The organism is Vibrio sp. QJM3NY_39, from assembly GCF_057785895.1.
The window spans coordinates 587,059-612,394 of sequence record NZ_CM173506.1; the positions used below are offsets into that span (position 1 = coordinate 587,059).

At 44.1% G+C, this 25,336-nt stretch carries 18 protein-coding genes; 9 read left to right on the forward strand and 9 right to left on the reverse strand.

Translation table 11 applies throughout. The annotated features are described in order from the left end of the window. Positions 1 to 47: 47 nt before the first annotated feature. Positions 48 to 683, reverse strand: a complete 636-nt coding sequence (pdxH, locus tag AC3CHU_RS18540) for a pyridoxamine 5'-phosphate oxidase (protein ID WP_004732548.1) — start codon at positions 681 to 683, stop codon at positions 48 to 50. A gap of 166 nt (positions 684 to 849) precedes the next feature. Between pdxH and AC3CHU_RS18545 the strand changes: the two genes are divergently transcribed. The 6 genes from AC3CHU_RS18545 (at position 850) to AC3CHU_RS18570 (ending at position 10,447) form a co-directional block, all read left to right on the forward strand. Beyond that, a complete protein-coding gene (locus AC3CHU_RS18545; protein ID WP_146455592.1) occupies positions 850 to 2,772 on the forward strand; it encodes a sensor histidine kinase in 1,923 nt (640 codons plus the stop codon). 98 nt (positions 2,773 to 2,870) lie between these two features. Continuing rightward, a complete protein-coding gene (locus AC3CHU_RS18550; protein WP_065206537.1) occupies positions 2,871 to 4,166 on the forward strand; it encodes a sigma-54-dependent transcriptional regulator in 1,296 nt (431 codons plus the stop codon). 112 nt (positions 4,167 to 4,278) lie between these two features. Continuing rightward, complete coding sequence (locus AC3CHU_RS18555) at positions 4,279 to 5,670, forward strand: HlyD family type I secretion periplasmic adaptor subunit (RefSeq protein WP_065206536.1); 1,392 nt, start codon at positions 4,279 to 4,281, stop codon at positions 5,668 to 5,670. Positions 5,671 to 5,729: 59 nt separating this feature from the next. Continuing rightward, positions 5,730 to 6,398 carry a transglutaminase-like cysteine peptidase gene (locus tag AC3CHU_RS18560; RefSeq protein ID WP_017078414.1) on the forward strand — a complete coding sequence of 223 codons (669 nt, stop codon included), beginning with the start codon at positions 5,730 to 5,732 and terminating at the stop codon, positions 6,396 to 6,398. Between the two features lie 5 nt (positions 6,399 to 6,403). Then, positions 6,404 to 8,314, forward strand: coding sequence for a bifunctional diguanylate cyclase/phosphodiesterase (locus AC3CHU_RS18565; RefSeq protein ID WP_146455219.1), 1,911 nt, complete (start codon positions 6,404 to 6,406; stop codon positions 8,312 to 8,314). Between the two features lie 18 nt (positions 8,315 to 8,332). Then, positions 8,333 to 10,447 (forward strand): type I secretion system permease/ATPase, encoded by a 2,115-nt coding sequence (locus AC3CHU_RS18570; protein WP_017078412.1) that lies wholly within the window; start codon positions 8,333 to 8,335, stop codon positions 10,445 to 10,447. Between the two features lie 148 nt (positions 10,448 to 10,595). Here the strand turns inward: AC3CHU_RS18570 and AC3CHU_RS18575 are convergent, their stop codons facing one another. From AC3CHU_RS18575 to AC3CHU_RS18590, 4 genes are all read right to left on the reverse strand, one after another. After that, positions 10,596 to 12,266: a flagellar assembly protein A gene (locus AC3CHU_RS18575; protein WP_065206533.1), complete on the reverse strand. Its 1,671-nt coding sequence runs from the start codon at positions 12,264 to 12,266 to the stop codon at positions 10,596 to 10,598. Between the two features lie 419 nt (positions 12,267 to 12,685). Continuing rightward, positions 12,686 to 14,785, reverse strand: a complete 2,100-nt coding sequence (locus tag AC3CHU_RS18580; RefSeq protein ID WP_146455221.1) for a tRNA(Met) cytidine acetyltransferase TmcA domain-containing protein — start codon at positions 14,783 to 14,785, stop codon at positions 12,686 to 12,688. Between the two features lie 93 nt (positions 14,786 to 14,878). Then, the gene (locus tag AC3CHU_RS18585) at positions 14,879 to 15,853 is read right to left on the reverse strand and encodes a ParB/RepB/Spo0J family partition protein (RefSeq protein WP_065206531.1); all 975 of its coding nucleotides are present in this window, start codon (positions 15,851 to 15,853) and stop codon (positions 14,879 to 14,881) included. Positions 15,854 to 15,858: 5 nt separating this feature from the next. After that, a complete protein-coding gene (locus tag AC3CHU_RS18590) occupies positions 15,859 to 17,076 on the reverse strand; it encodes a ParA family protein (RefSeq protein WP_004732566.1) in 1,218 nt (405 codons plus the stop codon). A 1,260-nt stretch (positions 17,077 to 18,336) separates the two neighbouring features. On the opposite strand from AC3CHU_RS18590, the gene AC3CHU_RS18595 reads away from it, so the two are divergent. Continuing rightward, positions 18,337 to 20,316, forward strand: coding sequence for a replication initiator protein RctB domain-containing protein (locus AC3CHU_RS18595; RefSeq protein WP_004732568.1), 1,980 nt, complete (start codon positions 18,337 to 18,339; stop codon positions 20,314 to 20,316). A gap of 445 nt (positions 20,317 to 20,761) precedes the next feature. Here the strand turns inward: AC3CHU_RS18595 and AC3CHU_RS18600 are convergent, their stop codons facing one another. The 3 genes from AC3CHU_RS18600 to AC3CHU_RS18610 are packed head-to-tail and all read right to left on the reverse strand — an operon-like array spanning position 20,762 to position 23,007. Continuing rightward, positions 20,762 to 21,244 (reverse strand): hypothetical protein, encoded by a 483-nt coding sequence (locus AC3CHU_RS18600; RefSeq protein ID WP_054546038.1) that lies wholly within the window; start codon positions 21,242 to 21,244, stop codon positions 20,762 to 20,764. Then, positions 21,241 to 22,173, reverse strand: a complete 933-nt coding sequence (locus tag AC3CHU_RS18605) for an ATP-binding cassette domain-containing protein (protein ID WP_017078405.1) — start codon at positions 22,171 to 22,173, stop codon at positions 21,241 to 21,243. The genes AC3CHU_RS18600 and AC3CHU_RS18605 overlap by 4 nt, the downstream gene beginning before the upstream one ends. Positions 22,174 to 22,182: 9 nt before the next feature. Then, positions 22,183 to 23,007 (reverse strand): ABC transporter ATP-binding protein, encoded by an 825-nt coding sequence (locus AC3CHU_RS18610; protein WP_488526161.1) that lies wholly within the window; start codon positions 23,005 to 23,007, stop codon positions 22,183 to 22,185. Positions 23,008 to 23,369: 362 nt separating this feature from the next. Here AC3CHU_RS18610 and AC3CHU_RS18615 point away from each other — a divergent pair, with 362 nt between their 5' ends. Next, complete coding sequence (locus tag AC3CHU_RS18615; protein WP_004732575.1) at positions 23,370 to 23,564, forward strand: PA3496 family putative envelope integrity protein; 195 nt, start codon at positions 23,370 to 23,372, stop codon at positions 23,562 to 23,564. A gap of 190 nt (positions 23,565 to 23,754) precedes the next feature. Further along, complete coding sequence (ybiA, locus tag AC3CHU_RS18620; protein ID WP_102450073.1) at positions 23,755 to 24,315, forward strand: riboflavin biosynthesis intermediates N-glycosidase; 561 nt, start codon at positions 23,755 to 23,757, stop codon at positions 24,313 to 24,315. Positions 24,316 to 24,497: 182 nt separating this feature from the next. On the opposite strand, the gene AC3CHU_RS18625 is transcribed toward ybiA, so the two are convergent. Further along, entirely contained in the window at positions 24,498 to 25,256 is a 759-nt protein-coding gene (locus AC3CHU_RS18625; protein ID WP_146455227.1) for a substrate-binding periplasmic protein, read from the reverse strand. Between the last annotated feature and the right edge of the window lie 80 nt (positions 25,257 to 25,336).

Genomic DNA, 25,336 nt, shown 5'->3' on the forward strand with positions numbered 1-25,336 from the left:
TATTTTTGTATGTTCTATTCGGTGTAGACCACTTAAGATCCATAAGCCTAAGGCGCTAGGCGATCAATATCCCAGCTGTTGTCTTGGCGTGAGAACAAGAAACGGTCATGCAAGCGGTGTTCACCCCCCTGCCAAAACTCAATGCTATCCACGCGAACTCGGAAGCCACCCCAGAAAGAAGGCACCGGAATCTCTCCTTTAGCAAACTTCTGTTTAAGCTCTAGATACTTACCTTCTAAAATGCCACGAGCTGAGATACGGCTACTCTGCTTACTTGCAATCGCGGCCAATTGGCTCTCTTTTGGACGTGACGAGAAGTACTTCATGTTTTCCATTGCTGTCAGCTTTTCAGCGGTGCCAGTAATGTGAACTTGTCGCTCAAGTGGATGCCAAGGGAAGTGCAGGCTTATCTTACTGTTGTGCTCAAGTTGGTGCGCTTTACGGCTACCTAAGTTGGTGTAAAAAACGAAACCGTCTTTATCAACATTCTTTAGCAAAACAATTCGTTGGAATGGCTGACCATTTTCATCAACCGTGGCAACTGTCATGGCAGTAGGGTCAGTCATCTTAGCTTCGATGGCTTGCTCTAACCATAGATTGAATTGCTCAATAGGGTCTGCGGCTAAGTCTTTACGTCTCAGTCCACCCTTAGCATATTCACGACGAATATCTGTCAGTTCCATTTCGTTGCTCCTTTCAATTTTTTGTGATTTTGCGCTGTAATCCTTTGAAACACAAGTCTAAGCCATGGTTTTGTCTCACAGAAGGTGTTCGGTGTTAACAAGATCTCGGTACTCAATCAATCATATTGATAATCTTTATACAAACCGATTACACGCTGAGATCCAAGTGACCAAGATACTGCCTAACCTAATGACTCCTTTTGTTTTATTCTCATTATTATTGGGAACTGCAGGACTGACTGCAACCCACTTTATGGCAGTACAATTCCAAGAAAAAATCGTCACTCAGCAACTCAATGAAGCGGCCAATAAAGCCAATCTACAAATCGATTCTGAACTGGATAAGTTCAAACAGATCCCGGATTTACTCAGCCATGACCCGCGTCTGCTCTCTTATTTTGACTCATCACCACAAACAGACAAGATTTCCGCCACTCAACTCAATCAATTACTGTTTGAATGGTCTAATCAAAGCCAAGCTGACACCATCTATATTCATGACCCGAGCGGTACTGTAGTCGCTTCCAGTAATTACCAAAAGCCTCGCACTTTTGTAGGCGAGAACTTCTCATTTCGCCCCTACTTTGCTTCAGCCATTCAAGGCAACAATACACAATATGTCGCACTAGGCGCTCGCTCGAATGTACGCGGTTATTTTTTATCTTCACCACTGTATGTTGAAAATGACATTGTTGGTGTTATCACCGTAAAGGTGAGTTTAGAGAACCTCGAAAACATCCTAACCAGCGACGACTTTGAGATCGTAGTACTCGACTCTAACCAAGTCGTCTTTTTATCAAGCCAAGCTCCATGGCTTTACCATTCATTGTTGCCATTAACTCAGCAACAACAAACTGATATCGCACTTCAACGCCAATACGGTCAAAGCGAAATTTCGATCATCGAAGCCTTTCGTTCTTTCAAATCTAAACAAGAAGTTAGCAGCACCAATCAGCCTAATGATACTCAACCAAATCAAGTGCAAAAAGAACTCACGGCTAACCAGCTATTCAAGCTTGGTGCTTTTAATCTTTACCCTGCAACGGTCAGCAACAACCAGTACCAAGTCGTCGCGCTAAAAGAGACCAGAGCTGAGCTTATTAAAGTTTTGCAGATCGATGTCATCTTCGTGGTGATTTACAGCTTGGTGATGCTAATCGCTTGGTCGTGGCGCCAGACTTATCTCGCAAAAGTGGCGTTGACCCGACTCAACCAAAACCTAGAGCAAACCGTTGATAAACGCACTCACTACTTGAAACAATCCAATCAACAGCTGCAACAAACCCTTTTTCAATACCAAGAGTCGCAGTCGAAGTTGAAACAGACAGAACAAGAGCTGACACAAACCGCAAAATTAGCGGTACTCGGTGAGCTGTCAGCCAGCATTAACCACGAAATCAACCAACCACTTGCAGCGCTGCGAACATACAGTGAGAACAGCTTAAAGCTGCTTGAAATGGAACGGACTGATTTGGTCAAAAGCAATCTCGATAAAATGATTGCTTTGAATACCTCAATTACCGAGATCATCGCGCGTCTTAAAGTCTTCACTCGCAAGGTCACCAAGCAAGAACACCACGTCGCAAACCTGCATCAATCGATCAACAACGCGACCAGTATTCTTAGTGCGCTAATGATCAAACAAGGCATCACGTTAAGGTTAAGCACAGTGCCAGACGACATTAACATTGCGATTCACCCAACCGAGCTCGAACAAGTGCTGGTTAACCTGATTCACAACGCGACTCAAGCGCTTCAACAACAAGTTCTTGAACAGAAAGTCTTGCAGCAGCAACAAAACCTGGAAAACGTAGACCAACAGGCTAGCCCACAGATAGGCATCGAATGGCAACTGCATCATGACTCTTGTCAGGTGATCATTTGGGATAACGGAATTGGCATGCAGGACGACAAATTAGAAAAGTTGTTCGACCCGTTTTTTACCACTAAACCGGAAGGCTTAGGACTAGGCCTTTCAATATCGAAACGGATTATTGAGGCGTATTATGGCACGATCAGCGCGAACCGATTAGAGCCTTCAGGCATGGTATTCTCGCTAAACATCCCGTTATATAACGATAAGGGCTGACGTGCGGTTGTTATTGTTGATTAGAAAACGAATGTCACATACTGCTAATCTGACATACAGAAAATCACATACTGTTAAGGACTCGACTTTTGCACTCTATGCCCAAGCTCTATTTTGTCGACGATGAACCCGCAATCCGAGACTCCGTAGAACAAGCCATGCTCATTGAAGGCATCGATATCGTCTGCTTTCCTAATGCTATTGAAGCATTAAAGAAAATAGATACCGCGCAAGCTGGAATTGTCATCACCGATATTCACATGCCAGTGATGGATGGCATTCAATTGACACGAAAGTTGCTGAGCCAAAATCCTCATTTTCAGATCATCGTCCTTACTGGGCATGGTGACGTGCAAACAGCGGTATCTGCGATGAAAGCCGGCGCCTACGATTTTCTGGAAAAGCCATTTGTGGTCGATGCCCTGCTCACTGCGGTAAAAAAAGCCGCAGATAAACTCGCACTGGTTGAAGAGAACAACTTATTACGTAAAGAGTTGGCGATGCAGAATCAGGTGGGACCAAAACTGATTGGTCAATCGCCATCCATGCAGGCATTACGCCGAGAACTGATTACCTTAGATACCAAAACTCACCCTCTTCTACTGTTTGTCGGCGATCTAGGGACAGGTAAAAGGGTCACGGCGCAGTACACACACGATCTACACAGCCATCAATCCGCAGAACTTTGCCCTGTCGCTGCGTTCAATTTACCACGCAATGACCAAGCTACGTTTGATCAGTTTGTTGTGCAATTATTCAGCAAACATCAGGGCGGAACACTTTATATCCATGAAACAGAAGCATTAACTTCACAACAATGGCGCTGGTTAGCAGCTCTAAAACCCACTCTACTTCGTGAAAACTCATGCAAGACCAATGCAACTTGTATCATTATCGCAACCACAATAGTTCCAACTACAATTGTAGGTGAGTTCCGCCGATTTGATTTGCTAACCTTAGCGCAACGAACCGAAGATATTGGCTCCTTGTTTAAGCATTTTGCTCGTGGTGCGGCAAGTCGATATCAGCTGCCGCCACCTGTCATTACAGAAAAAGAGATTCAACGACTCATTGCGACTCATTGGACGGAAAACATTCGTCAGCTTCGCCAACATGCCGAACTCAGAGTGCTGACTCAAATTAAGCAGCCGTCGCTCGACGGTGATACTGGTGAGCAAAGTGACGCGGATGAACGTGACGTGAGCATTGAGGAGCAGCAACAGTCGTTGAACCAACGCACTGATAGCTTTGAACAAATTATCTTAATTGAGGCACTACATCGCCATCAAGGGCGTTTAAAAGAAGTGCAACAAGAGCTGCAAGTGTCGCGAAAGACACTGTATGACAAGCTGAGAAAGCACCAATTGGATAAAACAGATTTCAAGAACCGATAAGTCTTAAAAAATATATAAATTCAAAGATTTAAAGGAGCAAAATCTTAACATTTATCAAAAGTAAGAATACACTCAATAGGCTTGCACTTTTATTTAGCAAACAAGGACTGTCATGAGCCAGAAGAATTACAGCAAATTGAACGAAACCGAACTTGAGTACGTCGATGATAAAACAGCGGCACTACTACTCAATACGCCCACCAGTGCGCGTATTATGTTATGGGTGATCGTTCTGTTTTTTATTGCTGCTATTGGGTGGTCCGCTTGGGCTGAGATCGATAAAGTCACCGTTGGCCAAGGCAAGGTCATCCCCTCTTCCCAAATCCAAGTGGTGCAAAACCTTGAGGGCGGCCTCGTAAAAGAGATATTAGTAAGGGAGGGTCAACGCGTTCAAAAAGGTCAACAGCTGCTGTTGATCGATGACACTCGATTCCGTTCTGACTTCCGAGAGCGCGAACAACAAGTGGCAAACTTAACTGCCAGCGTGTTGATGCTTTCAGCTTCATTTAACAGCGTGGTCATCAACGAAGAGTTCTCCGTCGAAGACTGGAAACAAAGTGTGTTACTCGACTACGGCAAACTCGCCTTCCCACCAAAGCTATACGAACTTCAACCTAAACTGGTTAATCGCCAAAAAGCCGAATATCGTCAAGACCTAAACAATTTAAGAAACCAACTTTCCGTTTTTGATCAACAAGTTGAACAGAAGCAACAAGACCTTGTTGAAATAAAATCGCGCGTCAATAACTTAAGACAAAGTTACAAATTTGCCCGCCAAGAATTAGATATAACAAAACCGCTTGCCGATGAAGGGGTGGTACCAAGAATTGAACTCCTCAAGCTTCAAAGACAAGTGAATGACACTCGCCGAGAAATGACCTCGAGCGAACTCAAAATCCCTCTTCTACGTTCCGCCATCAAAGAAGCGATGCTCAGCCGTATCGATGCTGCATTGAGCTTCCGCTCAGAACAACAAGAAAAACTGAACCAAGCACAAGACAAGCTCTCTGCAATGACCGAATCTTCGGTTGGCCTTGAAGACAGAGTAAACCGTACCATCGTGGTCTCTCCCGTAACGGGCACAGTCAAAACACTAGGTATTAATACCGTGGGCGGTGTTATTCAGCCGGGTATGGACATTGTTGAGATTGTACCGACTGAAGACTCGCTATTGGTTGAAGCTAAAATCGCTCCGCAAGATATCGCATTTCTACGCCCAGAACTGACCGCCATTGTTAAATTTAGTGCCTATGACTTCACAAAATATGGCGGTTTGGAAGGTGTGTTAGAACACATCAGCGCCGATACCACTCAAGATGAAGAAGGCAATAGCTTCTACATCGTGCGTGTACGTACCGATAAATACAGCTTTGGACACAACGAAGAGTTGCCGATCATTCCTGGTATGACAGCCTCTGTCGATATCATCACGGGCAAGAGAACCGTACTTGAGTACATGTTGAAGCCACTATTAAGCGCTCAAAACAACGCATTAAAAGAATAAGGACGCTTGATGCTTGATAGCGCCTTTCAATACACAGTGAACAGACAAGAGCAGAGGCTATGAAATCTCGGATTTCGTTATTGTTGCTGGTCCTCACCTCTTTTACCTCAGTCGCGCTCAACAAGAGCGACCAAAGGTGGATAGACGCGGTTACTGCAACTTATGGGGAAAGAGCCGGAAAACGAGTGGCAACATGGCGCTCCAATATGACGTCGTACGAAGGGCTAAGTGAAACGGAAAAGCTTGATTCGGTAAACCGGTTCTTCAACCAAATGTACTTTGTCGATGACAACATACTATGGGGAAAGAATGACTACTGGGCGACACCACTGGAGTTTTTAGGCAGCAACGCCGGTGATTGCGAAGACTTCACTATTGCAAAATACTTCTCTTTACTTGAACTCGGCGTCCCAGATAAAAAATTACGATTGGTGTACGTAAAAGCACTTGAGTTAAACCAATTCCATATGGTGTTGGCATACTACTCAACACCCAGTGCAGAACCACTAATTTTGGATAACTTAAACCCTGAAATAAAACGCGGTTCTAAACGCGGAGACCTGCGACCGATATACAGTTTCAATGGTAAAAACCTTTGGTTAATTAAGTCGGCAGCAGGCAGCGGTAAGCTGGCAGGGAAATCTTCAAGATTGAGCTTATGGAACGACCTACGTTCTCGTGAGCGCTCTCTAAATTTAAACAAACCCATTATCAATTACGATGAGTAGGTACAATGACTTTATATAAACAGCTTGTGGTCGGGATGGTTGCGGTATTCATACTGCTGATGACGTCAGTTTTTATGATCGAATTCAATACCACCCGTGGATACTTAGAGGAGCAGCAACGCTCTGAGGTAAGTAATACCATTAATACTGTTGGACTGGCTCTCGCCCCTTACCTAGAAGAAAAGGACAAGGTGGCAGTGGAGTCTGTTATCAACGCCCTATTTGATGGCAGTTCTTATTCCGTCGTGCGATTGATTTTCCTAGACACCGGAGATGACATTCTCCGTTCATACCCTGTAAAGCCAACTGGCGTACCAGAGTGGTTTACTAACCTTAACCTATTTGAGCCTGTTCATGACCGCCGCGTAATTACCAGTGGCTGGATGCAACTGGCAGAAGTCGAGATCGTAAGTCACCCTGGTCCTGCCTACGATCAGCTTTGGCAAGCGTTCATCCGCTTACTGAGCATCTTTGGCACGATCTTCTTGCTCGGTTTAGTGTCTATCTCTTGGATCCTTAAGCGTGCTTTACGCCCGCTCTCGTTGATCATTACTAAGATGGATCAGATCGCGAAGAATCAGTTTGGTGAACCACTGGCTCGTCCAAAGACAAAAGATCTCACCTTGGTTGTCGATGGTATCAACCACATGTCGACCCAAGTTGAACTGGCCTTTAAAAACCAAGCGAAAGAAGCTCAAAAGCTGCGTGAAAGAGCGTATATCGACCCTGTATCTCAGCTAGGCAACCGCGCTTACTACATGTCTCAGTTAACTCAGTGGTTAGAAGAGTCCAGTTTAGGTGGTTTAGCCGTACTAAAAGCCGAATTTATTAGTGAAGAGTACGACGAAAAAGGCTATCAAGAAGGTGATGCCTTGGTCCATCAACTGGCTGAACAGCTGCAAGCTTCAATCTCATCACCAGATATCACCATCGCCCGTATTTCTAGTGACGAATTCGGTTTCATCATGCCAAACATTGATGAAAGCGAACTTAAACTTGTTGCTGGCAGCATCGTAAACTGCATTCAAAACCTAGGTTCAGACCCAACAGGTACGGCGAATCCACACATCGCGCTAGGTGTGACATACAGCAATACGCGAAAAACCAGTACCGAAATCATGTCGTTGGTCGATAACGCGCTCTCAAGTGCGAAGGCGAACCGTGAACTGACTTACGGCTACGTAACGGCAGACGATCATGGTGCTGTGATGGGCAAACAACAATGGCGTATGTTGGTTGAAGAAGCAATCATCAACGACCTTGTCACCTTCCGTCTGCAAGCTGCAAACAATAGCTTTGGCAAAACGTATCACCAAGAAGTGTTCTCTGCGATTGAAAAAGACGGAGTTCGTTACAGTGCAAACCAATATCTATACGCACTAGAACAGTTAGAAATGAGCCACATTCTCGACCAATACGTTATCGAGAAGATGATAGAGAAACTGAATGCGAAAGAAATAACGAGCCCCGTTGCTATCAATATTTCGCCAAGCAGTATTTCTCAGCCAAGCTTTATCCGCTGGATTGGTAAAACTCTTGAACACAATGCCTCAATTGCTCATCTGTTACATTTTGAGATTCCAGAAAATTGTTTCATCAATGTTCCGCACTACACGGCGCTGCTGTGTAACACCATTCGTAACGCTGAGTCCGTATTCGGTGTTGATAACTACGGACGTAATTTCCAATCATTGGATTACATCAACGAGTACCGCCCAAGCTATGTGAAGTTGGATTACTTGTTTACGCACAACCTTGATGATGAAAAACAGAAATTCACCTTAACGTCGATCTCTAGAACCGCTCACAACCTAGGCATAACCACCATTGCGTCTCGAATAGAAACTCAGACTCAGCTAGATATCCTGTCTGATAACTACGTAGAAGTGTTCCAAGGCTTCATTGTTGATAAATAGTTGTAAGGGTTATATCGCATGCAAGATCCACTATTAAACTCACTGATCTACGTTAGTCGGTATTACGGGTTAGCTAACTCGCCCGAAGCGTTGATCAATGGGCTACCACTATCCGATGGAAAGCTAACCCCTTTCCTATTCCCTCGTTCAGCTGAACGAGCGGGATTAGTGGCGAAAGAAAACCGTTCCGAGTTAGAAAGTATTCCTCACCTGATTCTGCCTGCTATTCTACTTCTCAAACAGGGCGAAGCATGTGTTCTAAATAGTATCGATTTAGAAAAACAAGAAGCAGAGATCATCACCGCAGAAAGCGGGATGGTGCCTATCGTCATTCCAGTCGATGAACTCAAAGAACAATTCATCGGCCGCTACTTCTTGGTAAAAAAACAATTCCGTTATGATGAACGTTCACCAGAGGTTCTAAAAACACGCAAAGGTCACTGGTTTTGGAGCACTATTTGGGAATCTAAAAACATCTATCGTGACGTGTTGATAGCATCCATTCTGATCAATATCTTCGCCATTGCCGCGCCAATGTTTACTCGTTTGGTGTACGACAAAGTAGTCCCTAACCTTGCCTTTGAAACCCTGTGGGTGTTGGCGAGTGGTATTTTCGTCGTCTTCCTTTTCGATCTGCTTCTCAAGTTAATGCGCAGTTACTTCATTGATGTCGCGGGGAAAAAATCCGATATCTTAATTTCCTCTAAACTGTTCAGTAAAGTTCTGGGGATTCGCATGGAAGCAAAGCCCGCCTCTGTTGGCGCTTTCGCGAAAAACCTGCAAGAATTTGAATCAATCCGTGAGTTCTTTACCTCAGCAACTATTGGCTCGTTAATCGACTTACCATTCGCGCTGATGTTCTTGGCGTTAATTTGGCTGATGGCCGGAAACCTTGTGTTTGTTCCTGTCGTCGGTGTGGTCATTTTGATTATCTATGCACTGTTAATCCAAGGGCCACTGCGTCGTACGATTGAAGAAGGCTCTCGACTTGCTTCTCAGAAGTACGCGAACTTAATTGAGAGCTTGGCTGGGTTAGAAACCGTTAAGCTATTCAGCGCGCAAAGTCAGTTCCAATTCCGTTGGGAAGAAGCGGTTGCGCACATGGCAAACTGGAATATCAAAAGTCGCCGCATCACCGACAGCATCCAAAACACGGCTGGCTTTGTTCAACAAAGTACCAATGTAGGTATGATCATTTTTGGTGTGTACCTCATCGCAGAAGGTGAACTCACTATGGGTGGCTTGATTGCCGCGACCATGTTGAGCGGCCGTGCAATTGGCCCTCTTGTTCAACTGTCTTTGCTTTCTACACGTTACAACCAAGCGAAGTCATCAATGACTTTGATTGAACAAGTAATGTCGATGCCTGATGAACAGGAAGAAGGTAAGCGCTACATCCACCGTCCGATTATTCAGGGTCATATTGCGCTAGATAAAGTGACGTTCCACTACCCAGACTCGCCTGTCGCTTCTATCAGAGACCTAACCCTTAATATCAAACCCGGTGAAAAAGTCGCGATCATTGGTCGAATTGGTTCAGGCAAGACCACGCTAGAACGTTTGATTATGGGCCTATACAAGCCTACAGAAGGCCATGTGCGCATTGATGACACTGACATGGAACAACTGCATCATGTTGATGTACGACGCAATATAGGCTGTGTACCGCAAGACAGTAACCTGTTCTACGGTTCAGTAAGAGACAACATTACCTTAGGTCGACCGTTGGTCGATGACCGTGATGTGATGGACGCAGCCAACCGTGCAGGCGTGACCGCGTTTACTCAGCAAGATCCAGCAGGCTTAGAACGCCAAGTGGGCGAAGGTGGTGCATTGCTATCTGGTGGTCAACGTCAGTCGATTGCCATAGCGAGAGCCTTCTTAGGACGTCCACCCGTGCTTTTGATGGATGAACCGACCAGTGCGATGGATAATCGCTCGGAGATGCACATCAAACATCAACTCAACCAGTTATTGCCAAGCGAGACATTGATTCTTATCACCCACAAAACATCGATGTTGGATATTGTAGATCGAGTGATTGTGATGGAGAGAGGCAGTATTATTGCCGACGGCCCGAAAGCACAAGTTCTGTCAGACTTGAAGCAAGGCAAGGTAAGAGCAGCAAGTTAAAGCGCGCATGTGACTTAAAGAATCTAACTAAATCAATATCAGCAAAAGCAAAGGGGGAGCATCAGCTCCCCCTTTTTTTGTTTGTTCTAATGAGTAGAAAATAGCTCGAGCCGCTCTATTCAGGGTCGGTCAATTTCAAAGTAATTCATTACAACGAGATATCTTCTTGCTCCATTTTGAATGAACATTGAATCTCGTATTGGTTGAACGAGAAAACGCTGCCGCCATGGGTTCGCTTGGTGGTGACTGTCTCATCACAAAATTGAATCGTCACTCGCGTATACACCTTTTCATGCGCCTCAACTGTGCACTCAGCAAGGTTGGTTTCAAACTCAGCTTCAAGCGTATCCAACTGTGATTTAGTATTTTCGATCGCAAGATTATTTTTTTCTCTTTGCTGCTCAATTTCTAGTGCTTGCTCTTCGCTTCGTTCCGCTTTTGGTCGCTTCTTAAATTCGAGCTCTTGGCGAATCACATCCATGGTCTGCTCTTGAGCGTGTTTATAAGTTTCTTTCAGCTCGGCTATCTTTTGTCGGTAACCATCGTAACGTGCAAATCCGTGTACCTTGGTTGCGGTATCGCCTTCTACGCCTAAAAAGACACACTCCACTTTCCCACCGACTCTAGCTTCGCCGCCACTGAGCGTACCGTGCTTCTTCAAACTGTCCATCACGATAAGGTTGTTACCACAACGAATATCATTACTCATGCTGTGCACACCCAGTCGAAGGTCGGTGGCGGTTTGGAGTTCGGCGTTCTGCGCGTAGCTTGCTGTGATAGAACCTTTGCTAAACACCTTGCAGCTTTTCGGCTCACCCTCTTTAGTCGTATGACCGATAATCCCCTTCGCGACCTTTATGTCACCCTGTGCTTGGACTTCTGCCGATTCAATAAAGCCACCAACCGTGACACTTCCTGTCGCTTTAACGATCATTCCCGGTTCAATGTTCCCAGAGACAAAGACATTGCCTTTGAATTTAACGTGTCCGGTTGAGACATCTACGTTGCTAACACACAAGGCGTCATCTACTTCAATAGTTCTATCTTTGATTATGGGTAATCCAGGAAAGGAAGCGAGTAATAAATTGGGGTCGTCAGGGGAGATGTAAGTGCCCTTTCCAGGCTTAATTAAACTGTCTTGTCCAGGAAGCGGTGGGATAATTCGACCTTGGACGGTAAAGCCAGCGATGCCTTTGGTCGCGGGAGTACGCTTCATCAAGTGATCATTTTGACCAACAGTAATGGTTTGCCCCAAGTCTCGCATATCAATCTTGCCTTCGTCTTTACTGCGAGGCTTCAAGACTTGGCGAGTAATGTCTTCAACCAAGGCGGCAAACTTAGCATCTTTGCCCTTTACTGGCTGCGTCCCTTTCGCGACGGGTTGAGTAAACTTTTCACCGGGTTTAAGCTTGTTACTCATCATCAGCACTTTTCTGAGCGCTAACTTATTAATTCCCTTTGTTATGTGGGCTTGGGCTAAACAATGAATGATGTCGCTCCCGCGCAGTGCGTGTCCATGATGTGGTCCCGTCACCACCAGACTCGCCAGCATCTCGTCATCAGACAGTTCGACGGCAACGCTTGCGTTACGAACTTCGGCAATCAAGACTCCTTCGTAAGCTTCCCCTTTACCTTCTTTGGCAAGAGTGACGAAGCGCAACACCTCTTCTTCAAAAAGAAAATAGTTTGATGCGTCCAAAGCTTCCAAGGTTGGTGGCAACGTCGTGTTATCAAAGCTTGCTTCAACCACAAACCCCGACGGCAGACATGCCACCACTTGTTTCTTGTCTTCTGACAATGTAACAATGTTATCCCACATTCGAATTGAGTATCCCTAATGACTCAGTTGTTATTCAGTCTATATAATTCGTTCTGCGCTGAGTATCACATTATTAAAATAATCAGCGTCACATCACTTACTTTCGATTCTGCAAACATGACTCATAAATAAGACTTACACATTTTATGATCTACTTCGCCTTTACAAATACATAGGGAAATTTTTCAGAATATTTCGTGTGATTGAATGTCGATTCGATATTAGAGCAAGATAGTAAAGGCGAATAGCTTTAGAAGATTAAAGGCTGTTATGGAGAAGTGGAACAGAAGTGATGAAGCTGATAATCAAGGTAAAAACGGATTTCAATATGGAGCTTCAGTTTACAGTGTAAATCCAAGATTCTAATTTACACTGTAAATCTAATTTGTAACGGTCAGTCTATTTAAATGATGGCTTGTCTATTTACACTGTAAATTTGCTAGCAAAACATCGACGTCCTTACGAAACTGAATCTCTGCTTGTTTGCGACCAACAAGATTAGACTGTTCAACACAAGTCCCCCACTCTTTCTGCTGAACGACCTTTGCGATGAGTAAGTCAGAAATACCTATGTTTCGATCGTTACCAAGTAGAATCAAGTTCAGTACGCTGAAGCTAATCGCATCGTAACTGTTGCCACCGTTCACGTAATTTCTAACTAACTGAGTTTCAAACTCGCTAACGGTATCGACACTCTTTGGCAGCAGTACGCGCACCATTTCGGTTTCAAGTGAAACTAAAGAACCTGCAACAAGAAAGCAGTAGCTACGCTCGAAGTGACTTAGAGCTTGGTTAATCCAGCTTTGGGAGTTTGAGGTAAGCGCCTTAACCATCAATACCGAGTGGCAGCCACTTGCCTGATCCCGCTGGTGGCCAATATGGACAGGTACAAAATCGTTATCGCGCCAGAATGAAATCAACTCACTAGTCGCACCGAAGCTTGTCGCCAGATAATCCGCTTGGCTGGTTTGCTCTGATAACTTAGCCAACATCCAACCACCAATGCCCAAACCTTGATGACGAGTTGAAACTGCAATGCGCATCACTCGAAGGCAGCGACTGGTGGCCGCTTCTGTACAGCCTAGTTGGTTTGCCAGCAACACAGGAGCAAGGTGTCCTTGAGGCCTGCGTTTTCCAATTTGAATCTGAGCAATCAAATCTTTATCTAAACCACCCTCTTCAGTGACCAACATGCAACCTAAACATTCATCTTGCTGCCAGGCAGCGTACAAGTGGATTGCTGGATTGTTAAGGAACTGCATTAAGTCATTGGGCGACGTCTGATAATGAGCATCCACAAGAAGAGAAAAACATCGTTGTAACTTGTGTGGATTAGCCAAACAATCTGCTTTTGATAGTTCAACTAAATTTAATTGGTTGATTGTCTTATCAGAAAAGTTATCTAACTCATGAATCGCCGAGTCACTTAGCGACGCGTCGTTACCAAGCAGGAAGCAGTCAAACAACCAAGCTTCTAGTGGGTCGTTGTTATTCCAACGAATAGGTTGTTCGAGCTTAAAGCCTTTCCAACCAGGGCGGTGTACAGAAAGCCAAAATTCAAACTTAATCCCAAACCCTCGACCACTGCCCTCGTAACCGTGTACCGTGGTTGAAAAAACCATACGATGATAAATGCCGACCATGGACTTGAGCATAGGGATTGGAATAGCAGCCGCTTCATCAACCAATAGCAGGTCGCAATCAGGCTTAGATTGAAGTAGTTCATCCGGTGCGACGAATCTTAGGCTGCCACCTTGATGGCCGATGTTAGTAGTACTTATAACTTCACAAGGGCCTAGCCGTTGGCTTGCGTGAGCAAATACTGGCTCAACCGCTTTAACAGAAGGAGCGGTAACAATGATGTTAAGCCCGTGACGCTCAACCAAAAGCTCCGCTGCCGCGATACCTAATGTCGAACTCTTGCCGCGACCTCTGTCTGCAGTGAGAATCAAGGGACGCTTTCGATGTCCAGAGACGACTTTCTTGACTAACTCTACTGCCGCCTTTTGTTGCTCAAATCTATCGAACAAAATCGGTTGGGTTAATTCTTCAGGCAAAGGATTACGAGTATAGAGTTGCGTTAGCTGTTCATCGTCTTGTGAAACAGAAAACAGTTTGGCGAAGTTAGACGCTAACCAACGTTTTCCAAAAGTAGAATTCAAACCCTCTTCATATTCATCGGATTTGGGCGGGATAACCAACAACAAACCGCCACCGACTAACGCACCTAGTGCCGCACTAAAACTGTTGGCATCAAACTGCTCTCTAAAATCACAAACAAGAAGTTGGCATTCACGGCCTAAGAGTTGTTGCCCCTTTTTAACCGGAACATGTGTTACCGATAGAAAAGGCGAACCACCCATCTGGAAAACTGTTTGTGCTGAAGAGGCATCAAGAAAGCTTTGAATCGTAGCGTCTTGCCAACCACTATCACCAGAAAAGACAACGCCATAACGATGCTGATTATGCTCGGCTGTTTGGGAAAGAGTATGTAGGAAAGTGTTTGTTGGGTTCTTCATAATTAGCGTCCAGATTCATCTAGACACAGTTTATCACAGCCAAATAAAAAGCCGCATAATGCGGCTTTAGAGTCGTAATGGAAAGTCGTCGACTTAGTCGAGCTTCGATTGAACGAAGGCTAAAATCTCTTCCATTGTCGCATCATCCACTTTCTTAAGGTTCAACGCTAAGTTTGAACCCTTACGGCTGTATGAAGCGCGGCCTTTAATAAGCTCAACTTTTGGAGAAGCTTTCTTCGCTGGCGCTGGCGCCAATTCAAGAATCCAACCTTCCAAAGTTTCAGTAACGTCTTTAGTTAAACGCGTAACACCTTGTGCTTCGCTACGCTGCCATACAAAACCTTCAGAAGCATCGCACTTAGTCAGTAATATTTGCTGCTGTTCGCCAGTCAGGCCACCGAATTGTTTGTGTAGCTTAACAATGGTTGGTCGACCAAGATCGCTCACATTTGGGTAAGCTTGTAGCAGTTCAAGAGGCAAAGCCGCCGCTTTCAACGCGCCACTCACCAAAGCTTCACTGCACTGGAACATTTTCGCTAGTGCTTTCTGGTCTTCAGCTTCGCCTTTATCTAGCTTCGCTTGCATCTCTTTGCCCTTCTCATACAGAGAAAGCGGTTTATGAGCGTTAGCAACATCAGATAGGAACTTAGCGTGTTCGCCGTTGATGTTTTCAGCAACATAGATAAGGAACTCTTTGTCAGCCAAAATACACGACATACGACGACGGCTACCATCAAGAACTTCAATCTTACCGTCTTTGTTTTTACGACCAACCGCTGGGTATTGCTGGCCACGTTCTTTCAATGTTGTAAGAACATCAGAAAGCGCGTGCTCGTTTAAGAAAGATTGCTCACGAGCATTTTCTTCGAAAACAACCGTTTGAGTTGCTACGTCAGCCGCCGGGATTCTAACTAGTTCAAATGAAACCAATTCTTCGCCTGCAACAGAAAGCTCGATCACTTGAGCCTGCTCTTTAGCCGCTGTTTGAGCTTCTTGTGGCGTAGCTACGCGACGTTTGTTTGCTTTACCAAATAGCTTTGCATTTAAGTCAGATGTTTTAATCGCCATTCTTGTTATCCCTGATTAAGTGAAGGCCAGTTGCTATGTAATACACGCTCTAATTCTAGAGCACTTTTTTGTACTGCGTCTTGAGCGACAGCCAGAGTTTTCTTACCACCCTCAAAGTCGCTCACCGTTAGATCGAAAACCGTGCTGTAAGTATCTGCACAGGTTTCAAAAGCGCGGCTTCTTGGAATAGTGGCCATCATTACTTGGTCATTCAACAGGTAGTTCATCTCAGTTAATACTGATACCTGCTTCTTGTTGTCGTCTTCAAACATGGTTGGCATTAGACGAACAAATTCGAGCCCTTTCCAGTCGTCCGGGAACATCTCGTACACGGTTGGTAAGTGCTGGAAGAAGTTAACCGTTGAAGCCCAATCCAAACGCTTGGCAGCACATGGAATCAGAAGAGCGTTCGATGCGTACATTGCGTTCCACACTAGAGGGTCTACGTGCGGGCCGGTATCAATCATAATCACATCAAAATCATCAGCAATTTTGTCGATAAGCTTCTCTTTTAAAAGACGAACAATATCAAGTGACTGATCTTGAGATAGGCTTTGCCACGCTTCAGCGTTAAACATCGCGTCTTCTGGGAACGCCGAGATCGTCTTTAGATTCGGATACTGTGTTGGTAAAAGTACGTTCTTACGCAAGAATTCAAGATCAACATCTTGGCCTTCTGGCACGTTGTCCAACATGATATCAACAGCAGAATAGATACTGTCGTGCTCTGCACCACTAATTTGTGGGTTTAAGAACAGACGCAAAGAACCTTGTGGATCCAAGTCAATCAAGCAGATACGGTAACGCTTATCTAAGTTCAAAGACAGACAAGCCGCTAGGTGAACCGCTGTCATTGATTTACCCGTACCGCCCTTTTGGTTCTGTACGTTAATAACCCATGGCTTATTGTCTACATGCTGCTTACGTTGGTGGAACTTCGGCACTTCAGCTGCGTCCATCAGCATGTGAGCTTCAGTCAATGAAATCGAGTAATGATTGGCGTTGTTCTTTGTAAACTGATGACCATCCGCTTCAAGCTTGTTGATAGCCTCATCCAATTTACGACGAGTTAAGCCTGAACGCGTCTCCATCATAGCTTTAGACATTGGAGGGAAATGTTCATCACTTCGCTCTTCCAGAATAATCTCAATTCGGTCAGCCTGAACTTGTTGAGTTTGTTCGGCCAGCTGATAGAGCTTATCAATCGTTTGTTCTCTTTTCATTGCCAGTTTCCGTAATGATTAACTAAGTACAAATTGTACAGCGATTAACAACAAACACAACAAAAACATGAACATACATTTATGAGTAAAATCACATAAAATAGACTGTATTTTTACAGTTTGATGAAACAACGGCTAATACGAACACAAAAATGACCTTTTTTGTCATGTATAACCGTTCTATTTCATCCTTACATTTAAAATGTTACAGCATCACTTATTTACAATGTAAATAGAATTTCAGAGAAAAATCTTCGGAACGATTGAAACACAAGTATAGATTACGGTTGGTGTGATTTGCATTCGAAATTGATAGATTTTCAACCAACAAAGAGTAAACCCTAAAAAATCGCTTAGTTAATAGAAAATAAAGCGAAGAAGAGATGTCACTAAACAAAAGAGAATTGAGCCTCAACCGGAAGAATGATCATGGGATACATAACTCGTAAGAAAATTGATAAGTCCATATTATGAAGCATGATCAAGGTGTAAACTCATCAATATTGATCCGTATGAATGCCCGTTCGAAATGATCAACCTCCGGAAAAATGATCAAGTAAATATCGTTCCGGAAGCATATAGATTTAGAGCTAACTTACGGACAAATGCTTTTGCAATGGGGATTCAAGCTCTATAAGGCCTGATTGGTTAGAAATTCAATCGACACAGAATGGAAATGCAGAAACATGACAATTTCATGATCATGCTTCCTGATTTATTGTGTTGCGAGCTAAAAGTGCCCAACCACTGACGCTGTGACCAATATCGACCAATTTTTAAACATAAAAGGGGAGGAACGATATAAAAGCCCCATTACTTGATCATTGTTCCGATGAATTGGCTGTCAAAAATATCCACATAGGTGACTTAGAAGCCGCTTAATACAACTTGATCAATTACGGACTGTGGATAAGCTGTATAAGCATAATGATCATGCTTTCGAACCGATAATGATCATGCTTACAATGACTTAATGATCATCGTTCTGAAGTTCTGTGATCATGCTTTCTTTAATTTAATGATCATCGTTTCGGGTTCTTTATGATCATGCTTTCTAATTGGATTTTTTTAAACACTTATAATTCACATACTTAAAAGCAAATTCAAAGCCAGATCATTAGATCACTTAATCATTTAAGATCATATTAATCAAAAAGATCAGTTATTTAAAAGCCAATAAATTCTCTTTATTTATGATCATTCTTTCTTTATCATTCAGGAACTATAGTGAAATTACGGTTAGTGTGATACGGATCAAAAATGAAACCAGAAGAGAAATTGTTAATTAAGGCACGAAGCCACAAAGATGGTCATTTATTTGAGGTATCTGAAACAGCCGTTGAATGGATAGAACAATATCAACACTTCAAAGGGGTCACCAAAAGCATCGTTGAGCTTCTTAACCTAATTTCACTACGTGGGTTTAGCAGCAAAGATGGATACGTCTCCACCACCGAGATCATTGAATCAACTGATGGTCAAGTGACTCGCGCCGCCTTGCAACAAAGGCTGAGAGCCGCTGTAAGTATTGGTCTGTTCAAACAAATCCCAGTTCGTTTTGAAGAAGGCCTTGCGGGTAAAACCATGTTGCATCGCTTTGTGAACCCAAACCAATTGATATCGGTTCTGGGTGCTACCAGTTTAGTGACAGAAAGCGTCAAGCAAAATGAAAAACAGAAGCGTTCTAAAGCGCTAGCTCAAACCAAAGTAAACAAGCGCTTACTGAATGAACACGGACTGAATACGCCACCGACGATGAAAGACGAAGCGGATCAATTCATTGTTTCTCCAACCAATTGGGCGGGGATTATTGATCAAGCGTTGGCGCCACCTAGAACCCGTAAGAGCTACCAGAAATCTATGGTTTCGATCTCTGGCACTCGAGCGGTGATCGAGACACGATCTTCTAAAAACATCATGACGGTTGACGATCTGATGACGCTGTTCGCGTTATTCACGCTTACTGTCCAATATCATGATCACCACCAAGATGATTATCATCTCGACGCGAAACACACACCGAACAAAACACCACTCTACATCACGGATATTTTGTCTTTGCGTGGCAAGAAAGACAGCGGTCCTGCACGCGATTCGATCCGTGACAGTATTGACCGTATCGAATTTACCGATTTCCAACTGCACGAGCTCACGGGCCGTTGGCTTAGCGAGAACATGCCAGAAGGCTTCAAGAGTGATCGTTTCCGATTCTTAGCTAGAACCATTACGGCATCGGAAGAAGCGCCTACAGAGGGCTCTGATGGCGAAATTCGCATTAAACCGAACCTGTATATCCTTGTCTGGGAACCTTCGTTCTACGAAGAGCTCCTGACGCGTGATTATTTCTTCCTATTTCCGCCAGAAATCCTGAAACAACATACCTTGGTCTTCCAAATGTATTCGTACTTTAGAAGCCGTATGGCACGTCGCCACTCAGATTGTATGTTGCTGAGCGAGCTGAACCAGAAGTTGGCTCGTAATATCGATTGGCGTCGCTTCTCGATGGATTTGATCCGCGAACTCAGAAAATTGGGTGAAGTAGGGGATCAAGAAGATACTTTCCTAGTGAATCTTTGGGGTTATCACTTGACGATCACGGCGTTGATCGAAAAAGGCAAAACCACCGATTATCAGGTTGATATCAAATGTAATGTTGAAGAGGTGTTGCGTTATTCAAGAGCGCGTACCACCAACGCTGGTAAGCGTAATATGGCCCCAACGCTACCGAACCCGCTGCGTAATGAGATGGTGTCTAAGCAGAAGCTGGAAGAGCTGTCTGAGATTATCGATGGTGAGTTTGAGCCAATTCAACGTAAAGCTCCGTCGCCAAGAGGCAAATTGGGACGTCGAGTTAAGCAGCGTAAACATTCTGTTGAGATCAACGCTGATGAGATCATGATTACTCTCTCTAAATATACCTCCACAGAGGCTCTAGAACGCAGTATAACGGCTTTATCTGCTATGACCGGGCATTCACATGCCTCAATCAAAGAAGAGTGCTCAGAGCTCATTGAGAAGCTTGATTGGTTGAGAGTAGGGGAGGATGTTATCCCATACGAAACACTGAGTCGCTTAATTGAGCTGTACAACGACCGTGACAGCACCAGCAATCGACACCTGTCCATTGAACGTTTGATTTCTGGTTTGGCTGTACGTCGTAAAGTGTGTAAACAAGTTCACGAAGGCCATTTGGACGAGAATGTGTTTCTAGCGCTCGATGAAATGGCGATTGGCCATTAATCACGAGGGCGTGTTGATCTTTCGACCTGATTTTTGCAGTAGAAATACCCAGTAGCAAGAAGCCACTATTTACGGTCGATGAATGGATAGTTTGAACACATTAGGTGCTGATTAAAACCGCACCTAACGCTGACAAAGTTCTGACAATGTAACGCATCCAGTTGATTATTATTTATCCCGAATAGACAACCTTTGTCCTTTCTTATGATTAATAGATTGGCTCATATTTTGTTACATCATACTGAATAGATTTTTGCGAGTTCCTAAGGGACTCGCTTTTTTTTGCCTGAAATTCGCATAATGATTAAAATTCAATAGCTTATGTATTAGTCCTTACTGCTGACCCTGAAGCATGATCAAGGTTAGATCGTGCTTTTTACGGATCCTATTTGTGAAAGGATTCTGCTTTGGTGTTTGATCGATCAGGGTTAAACCGTGGAGTGGATCAGTGGCGTTGACGTAGAGCTGCACCTTGATCATCGTTCTGGTGTTGGCTTGCCATAAAACGCACATGCGATTCGATCAGTTTTTCTGATTCTTCCTTCCAGCGCGGTTCTTGTTGTTGGTTAGCAAACTCCAAAGCCAGTACACATAAGTGTTGTACCCGCTTGGTACACCACTCTTGTAGGCCGGGTTCCGCTTTTGGGTCACAAGACACCGCCTGAAGCTTACCGTAAGCAAACATCAGGTATTGATAGGCCTTTTCTTGATGGTGCGGGTTTTCGATTGAGTTTCGATAGAAAGTAAAGATTCTCAGGCATCCATCCAACCAACACGCGATGCCTTTGCTTTGTTCATCCGTGATCAAAGGCCCCCAGAGTGCATCTGGAGGCGTTAAGATCAAAGGTTCTAACCGGTCCACTTGATCATGCTTTCGGTCTTTGTACCAATCTCCGATCCGCTCTAACCAAGTGTCTAGTTCATTCATGCAACGTTATCCCACTGTTTTACAAAGTGATTATCAGCAACTTGCTTGATTTCATGCTGTATTTCACAGCTCTGCTCTCGAATTCGATCTGCGTTTATTGAATAGTTTGGCTCATTTTTGACGAGTTCGCCAAATGGCAGATCGGGATCGGGAACGGCAGAGATCAACAGTTTAGTGTACGGATGTTGTGGATTGGTTAAGATCGACTGTGTTGATCCCCATTCGACGATCTGCCCTTTGTACATTACCGCCGTCTCTTCTGCGATGTAATGTGCCGTAGCAAGATCGTGAGTTATGTACAAAAAGCCAATCCCCAACTCTTTCTTCATTTTTTGCATCAGGTTTAACACGCCAAGTCGTATTGAAACATCCAACATCGAGGTAGGTTCATCGGCAAGGATAACCTCGGCCCCAACCGCAAGCGCTCTTGCTAAATTAACCCGCTGTCTTTGGCCTCCACTGAGCTCGTGTGGGTATTTGGCGAGAGTTTCTATGGGTAACTCCACCAGCGTTAATAACTCCTTGAGACGCTCTGTGAGAGCCTGTTTTGTGGCAACTTGCTTATGGATTTTAAGCGGGCGCGTTAAGTGGTGCTCAATGGTGTGAGTTGGATTAAGTGAGCCAAATGGGTCTTGAAATATCATTTGTACGCGGCTGCGGTAATCCAAGATATCTTTACGGCTTTTTAGGGTAGAGATGTCTCTGCCATTGAACAGTATCTCTCCCTCTGTCGGTGCGTAAACCTTGGTCATCAATCGGGCGCAGGTGCTTTTCCCGCAGCCTGATTCTCCAACCAGCGCCAATGTTTTACCGGCATGCAAATCAAAACTCACCCCATGTAGTGCTCTAAAGATTGCTTCTTTGCCAAATCCACCGCCGACGGTGAACTCTTTAACGAGGTTTTTCACTTGAAAAATAGGTTGTGACATGGAGCTCTCCTAGCACGTAGTCGCGTGCGCATGTTCGTGAATGTTAGGGAAAGAACTCCATAGCTTTTGGGTATAGGAGTGCTGAGGGTTGTTACGAATCTCATAGGCTTGGTTGATTTCAACGATCTGGCCGTGGCGCATGATGGCAATGCGGTCACATAGCTGGCTCATTAGTGCGAGGTCGTGGGTGATGAACAGTATCGAAAACCCAAACTCTTCTCTGAGTTGGTGTATTTGCTGCAGAATTTCGCGTTGTACAACCACATCAAGCGCCGTTGTCGGCTCGTCCATGATGATCAGCTTCGGGTTAAGGGCGAGAGCAATGGCAATCACCAAACGCTGACGCATGCCGCCACTGAACTGATGCGGATATTCGGTGAGGCGGTTACGAGGAATGTTTACAAGGTCGAGGAGCTTCTCTGCACGATCTTTAGCTTGTTCGTTGGTCATTCCTTTGTGATAACGTAAAACATCAGCGAACTGCTCTTTAATGGTCAGTACAGGATTGAGTGAGTTCATCGCACTTTGGAAAACCATGGCGATTTCGCTCCAGCGCAAGGTGTTCAAGTGGTCGTCAGATAAACCGAGCAGATCTTGCCCGTCGAACAGTATCTTCCCTCCAGAGATGAAAGCAGGCGGTTTGTGTAAACGGTTAATGGCAAACGCGATGGTACTTTTTCCGCACCCTGATTCGCCAGCCAAACCAAAAATCTCGCCTTGGCCTATGCTAAAGCTTACGGATTTTACGGCATTAAAATCGCCGTCATCGGTGATGTAATCGACACATAGATTCTTCACTTCGAGAAGTGGTTTATCTGGATTTTCCCTAGACATGATAAATACTCAGTTATGATATTGATAACTATTATCATTAGCATGAAGTGAATTTAGTGAAAGCGATGAGCACAAAAAGAATGAAGTGCCTCGAAATTTATCTTGGGTTATTTCACGAAGTTTCAGTGAGAAACAAGAAATGAGAACGGGGAAAATGAGAGGTGGATCAAACCACATTTCTTATGGGGAATCTTGTAAATGTAATTGCAGAAAATGGCTTTGGCAAAGTTTAAATGAGGCATTTATTAATTAGCTTTGTGAAGCGTCGGAATCATCACATTTCAGTACAGAATGTCTTAACAAGTGAAATAGCATTTGCTACAGATTACCTGTCCATTACATGGTGCTTTTCGGAGGAAAACATGTCCATTAATTCTATCAACCATGATGAAATGACAAATATTGCAAACAAGTGGGATGCTGAAGAAGAAGTATCTTTCAAACCAGAAAAGAAAATGAAGTCCGCTGAAGCTCGTCGTCGTATTGAAGCTCTAAGAGAAATTAGAGAAAGCGGTTTTAGTCTGGAAGAAGCGAGGGAACTAGGTCTTATTCACTAAGGACCCCTATTGCATTTAAGAGGGTGGCGCACCGCCACCCTTTGATTTATATGACTTTTTAAAAGGGCTGTGAGTTTTTTATAAGTAAACCATGCTCCTTGTCTCCCACCATTTATATCCATTGTCCTGCCTTTACATTGCTTGTTCCCGACTAAAAACATGCTCATGGCATACTCTTGAACTAAGTTGTTTGACAGCAATATGCAACGCCACTAATTTTAAAGTTAAAGCAAAAATATGCGATGTCGTTGGTAAGGAGAAGGCTATGTCTAATTCTGTGGCTAAAGCCAAAGAAGTGCTGTTTTATGAACCTGAAGATCCAAACGGATACCTGTCAAATTTTGCAGCTTGTCCCATCAAGGTTAACGATCAAGTTTGGGCAACCAGCGAACATTATTATCAAGCGATGAAATTTGCTTCTGAAGCGTTACGCAATACTATTTTGGAAGCCAGTACCCCTGCTGAAGCGTTCTCTTTAAGTCGTGATTATGAAGACCAAGTTCGAGAAGACTGGTATGACATTCGTGTTGAAGTGATGCAGTTCATTGTGACTGAGAAGTTCAGACAGAACCCCCAGTTTGCGTTGTTTCTGACTAACACCGGAGATTCGGTGATCAAAGAGCATTCTCATAAAGACCATTTTTGGGGCGATGGTGGTGATGGAACTGGTGAGAACCGCTTAGGTGAAATTTTGATGGCGGTGCGACAACAGCTTCGTAATCAACAACTGCATTTGATTGCTTCGCACTAACCTATCGAGTACAAGTTCAAAGATAGTTTCCCTAAACGTTAAATTTTAAAGGCCGCTCTGCAATTTAATATTAAGCTAGACTAAGCAGAGCGGCCTTTTCGTTGCAAGTCGAGCTAAGGTGACTAAGAGTAGAAAAGTGCTCTACAACGTCAACTAGGCGCTATTACAGATAAATGAAGGATCTATAAGTACCCTTGCACGATGTCATCGAGCTGACCATCGTCTTTCATTTGGTCGAGACGTTGGTTGATGAAGCTTTGCAGCTTAGGATCCATCTCAGGGTCAAACGCCAAATGGATAGGGTAGTTATTGATCACTGAACCAAAATCTTGCATCTGGTAATCATCAATACTTAACTTCTGCTCGTTTAGGTTGTATTTGATTCTCGATTCCATCTCAACAAAAACGGTATCGCCCGGAGTTCGGTTTAATACACGAAAAGCCGCGCTGTAATCTTTAACTCGAATCTCGTTGAGCTTACCTTGTTTGATGTAAGGCTCTAGGTTTGGATATTCGAATCCCACCAGCAAGACCACCGCTTTTCCGTTTAAATCGTCGATAGTATTGAACTCAAATGGTTCCTTGCCACTGCTGAGTAACACGTGTTTTACATTGTAAATTGGATCTTTAGACAGGTTTACAGATTGGATATTTCCCCAACTAGGACTGCCGTAGGTTACCCAGTTTGGATTCTCTCTCGCGTCGAGCTTATCAATCATGCGGTTGAAAGGGTAGGTGTGGTAATCGATCTCGTATTGGCTGTCATCAAATACGGCCTCAACAATATCCGAAACCATTCCTCTGTGAGATGACCCGTCAGTTTCGATCTGAAAAGGTTGCGCTTGGCTCGCAATAATGTAGTAGTGAACAGGTTCGCTTGCAAAAGCATAACTGCTTGAAAACAAACTGACTATGGATGCAAATATAAGATGTTTTTTCATAACCTTCCCTAGTTATTTGATGAATGACTACTATTATACTAGTTGAGTAATTGTAGTTTGCTAGGATAACAATAATGGTA

Coding starts and splice junctions, on each gene's coding strand:
- AC3CHU_RS18575 (WP_065206533.1), bottom strand. CDS start 12,266: ATGTGGGATAACATTGTTACATTGTCAGAAGACAAGAAACAAGTGGTG.
- AC3CHU_RS18565 (WP_146455219.1), top strand. CDS start 6,404: ATGACTTTATATAAACAGCTTGTGGTCGGGATGGTTGCGGTATTCATA.
- AC3CHU_RS18570 (WP_017078412.1), top strand. CDS start 8,333: ATGCAAGATCCACTATTAAACTCACTGATCTACGTTAGTCGGTATTAC.
- AC3CHU_RS18625 (WP_146455227.1), bottom strand. CDS start 25,256: ATGAAAAAACATCTTATATTTGCATCCATAGTCAGTTTGTTTTCAAGC.
- AC3CHU_RS18585 (WP_065206531.1), bottom strand. CDS start 15,853: ATGGCGATTAAAACATCTGACTTAAATGCAAAGCTATTTGGTAAAGCA.
- AC3CHU_RS18600 (WP_054546038.1), bottom strand. CDS start 21,244: ATGAATGAACTAGACACTTGGTTAGAGCGGATCGGAGATTGGTACAAA.
- AC3CHU_RS18560 (WP_017078414.1), top strand. CDS start 5,730: ATGAAATCTCGGATTTCGTTATTGTTGCTGGTCCTCACCTCTTTTACC.
- AC3CHU_RS18610 (WP_488526161.1), bottom strand. CDS start 23,007: ATGTCTAGGGAAAATCCAGATAAACCACTTCTCGAAGTGAAGAATCTA.
- pdxH (WP_004732548.1), bottom strand. CDS start 683: ATGGAACTGACAGATATTCGTCGTGAATATGCTAAGGGTGGACTGAGA.
- AC3CHU_RS18550 (WP_065206537.1), top strand. CDS start 2,871: ATGCCCAAGCTCTATTTTGTCGACGATGAACCCGCAATCCGAGACTCC.
- AC3CHU_RS18595 (WP_004732568.1), top strand. CDS start 18,337: ATGAAACCAGAAGAGAAATTGTTAATTAAGGCACGAAGCCACAAAGAT.
- AC3CHU_RS18580 (WP_146455221.1), bottom strand. CDS start 14,785: ATGAAGAACCCAACAAACACTTTCCTACATACTCTTTCCCAAACAGCC.
- AC3CHU_RS18615 (WP_004732575.1), top strand. CDS start 23,370: ATGTCCATTAATTCTATCAACCATGATGAAATGACAAATATTGCAAAC.
- AC3CHU_RS18605 (WP_017078405.1), bottom strand. CDS start 22,173: ATGTCACAACCTATTTTTCAAGTGAAAAACCTCGTTAAAGAGTTCACC.
- AC3CHU_RS18590 (WP_004732566.1), bottom strand. CDS start 17,076: ATGAAAAGAGAACAAACGATTGATAAGCTCTATCAGCTGGCCGAACAA.
- AC3CHU_RS18555 (WP_065206536.1), top strand. CDS start 4,279: ATGAGCCAGAAGAATTACAGCAAATTGAACGAAACCGAACTTGAGTAC.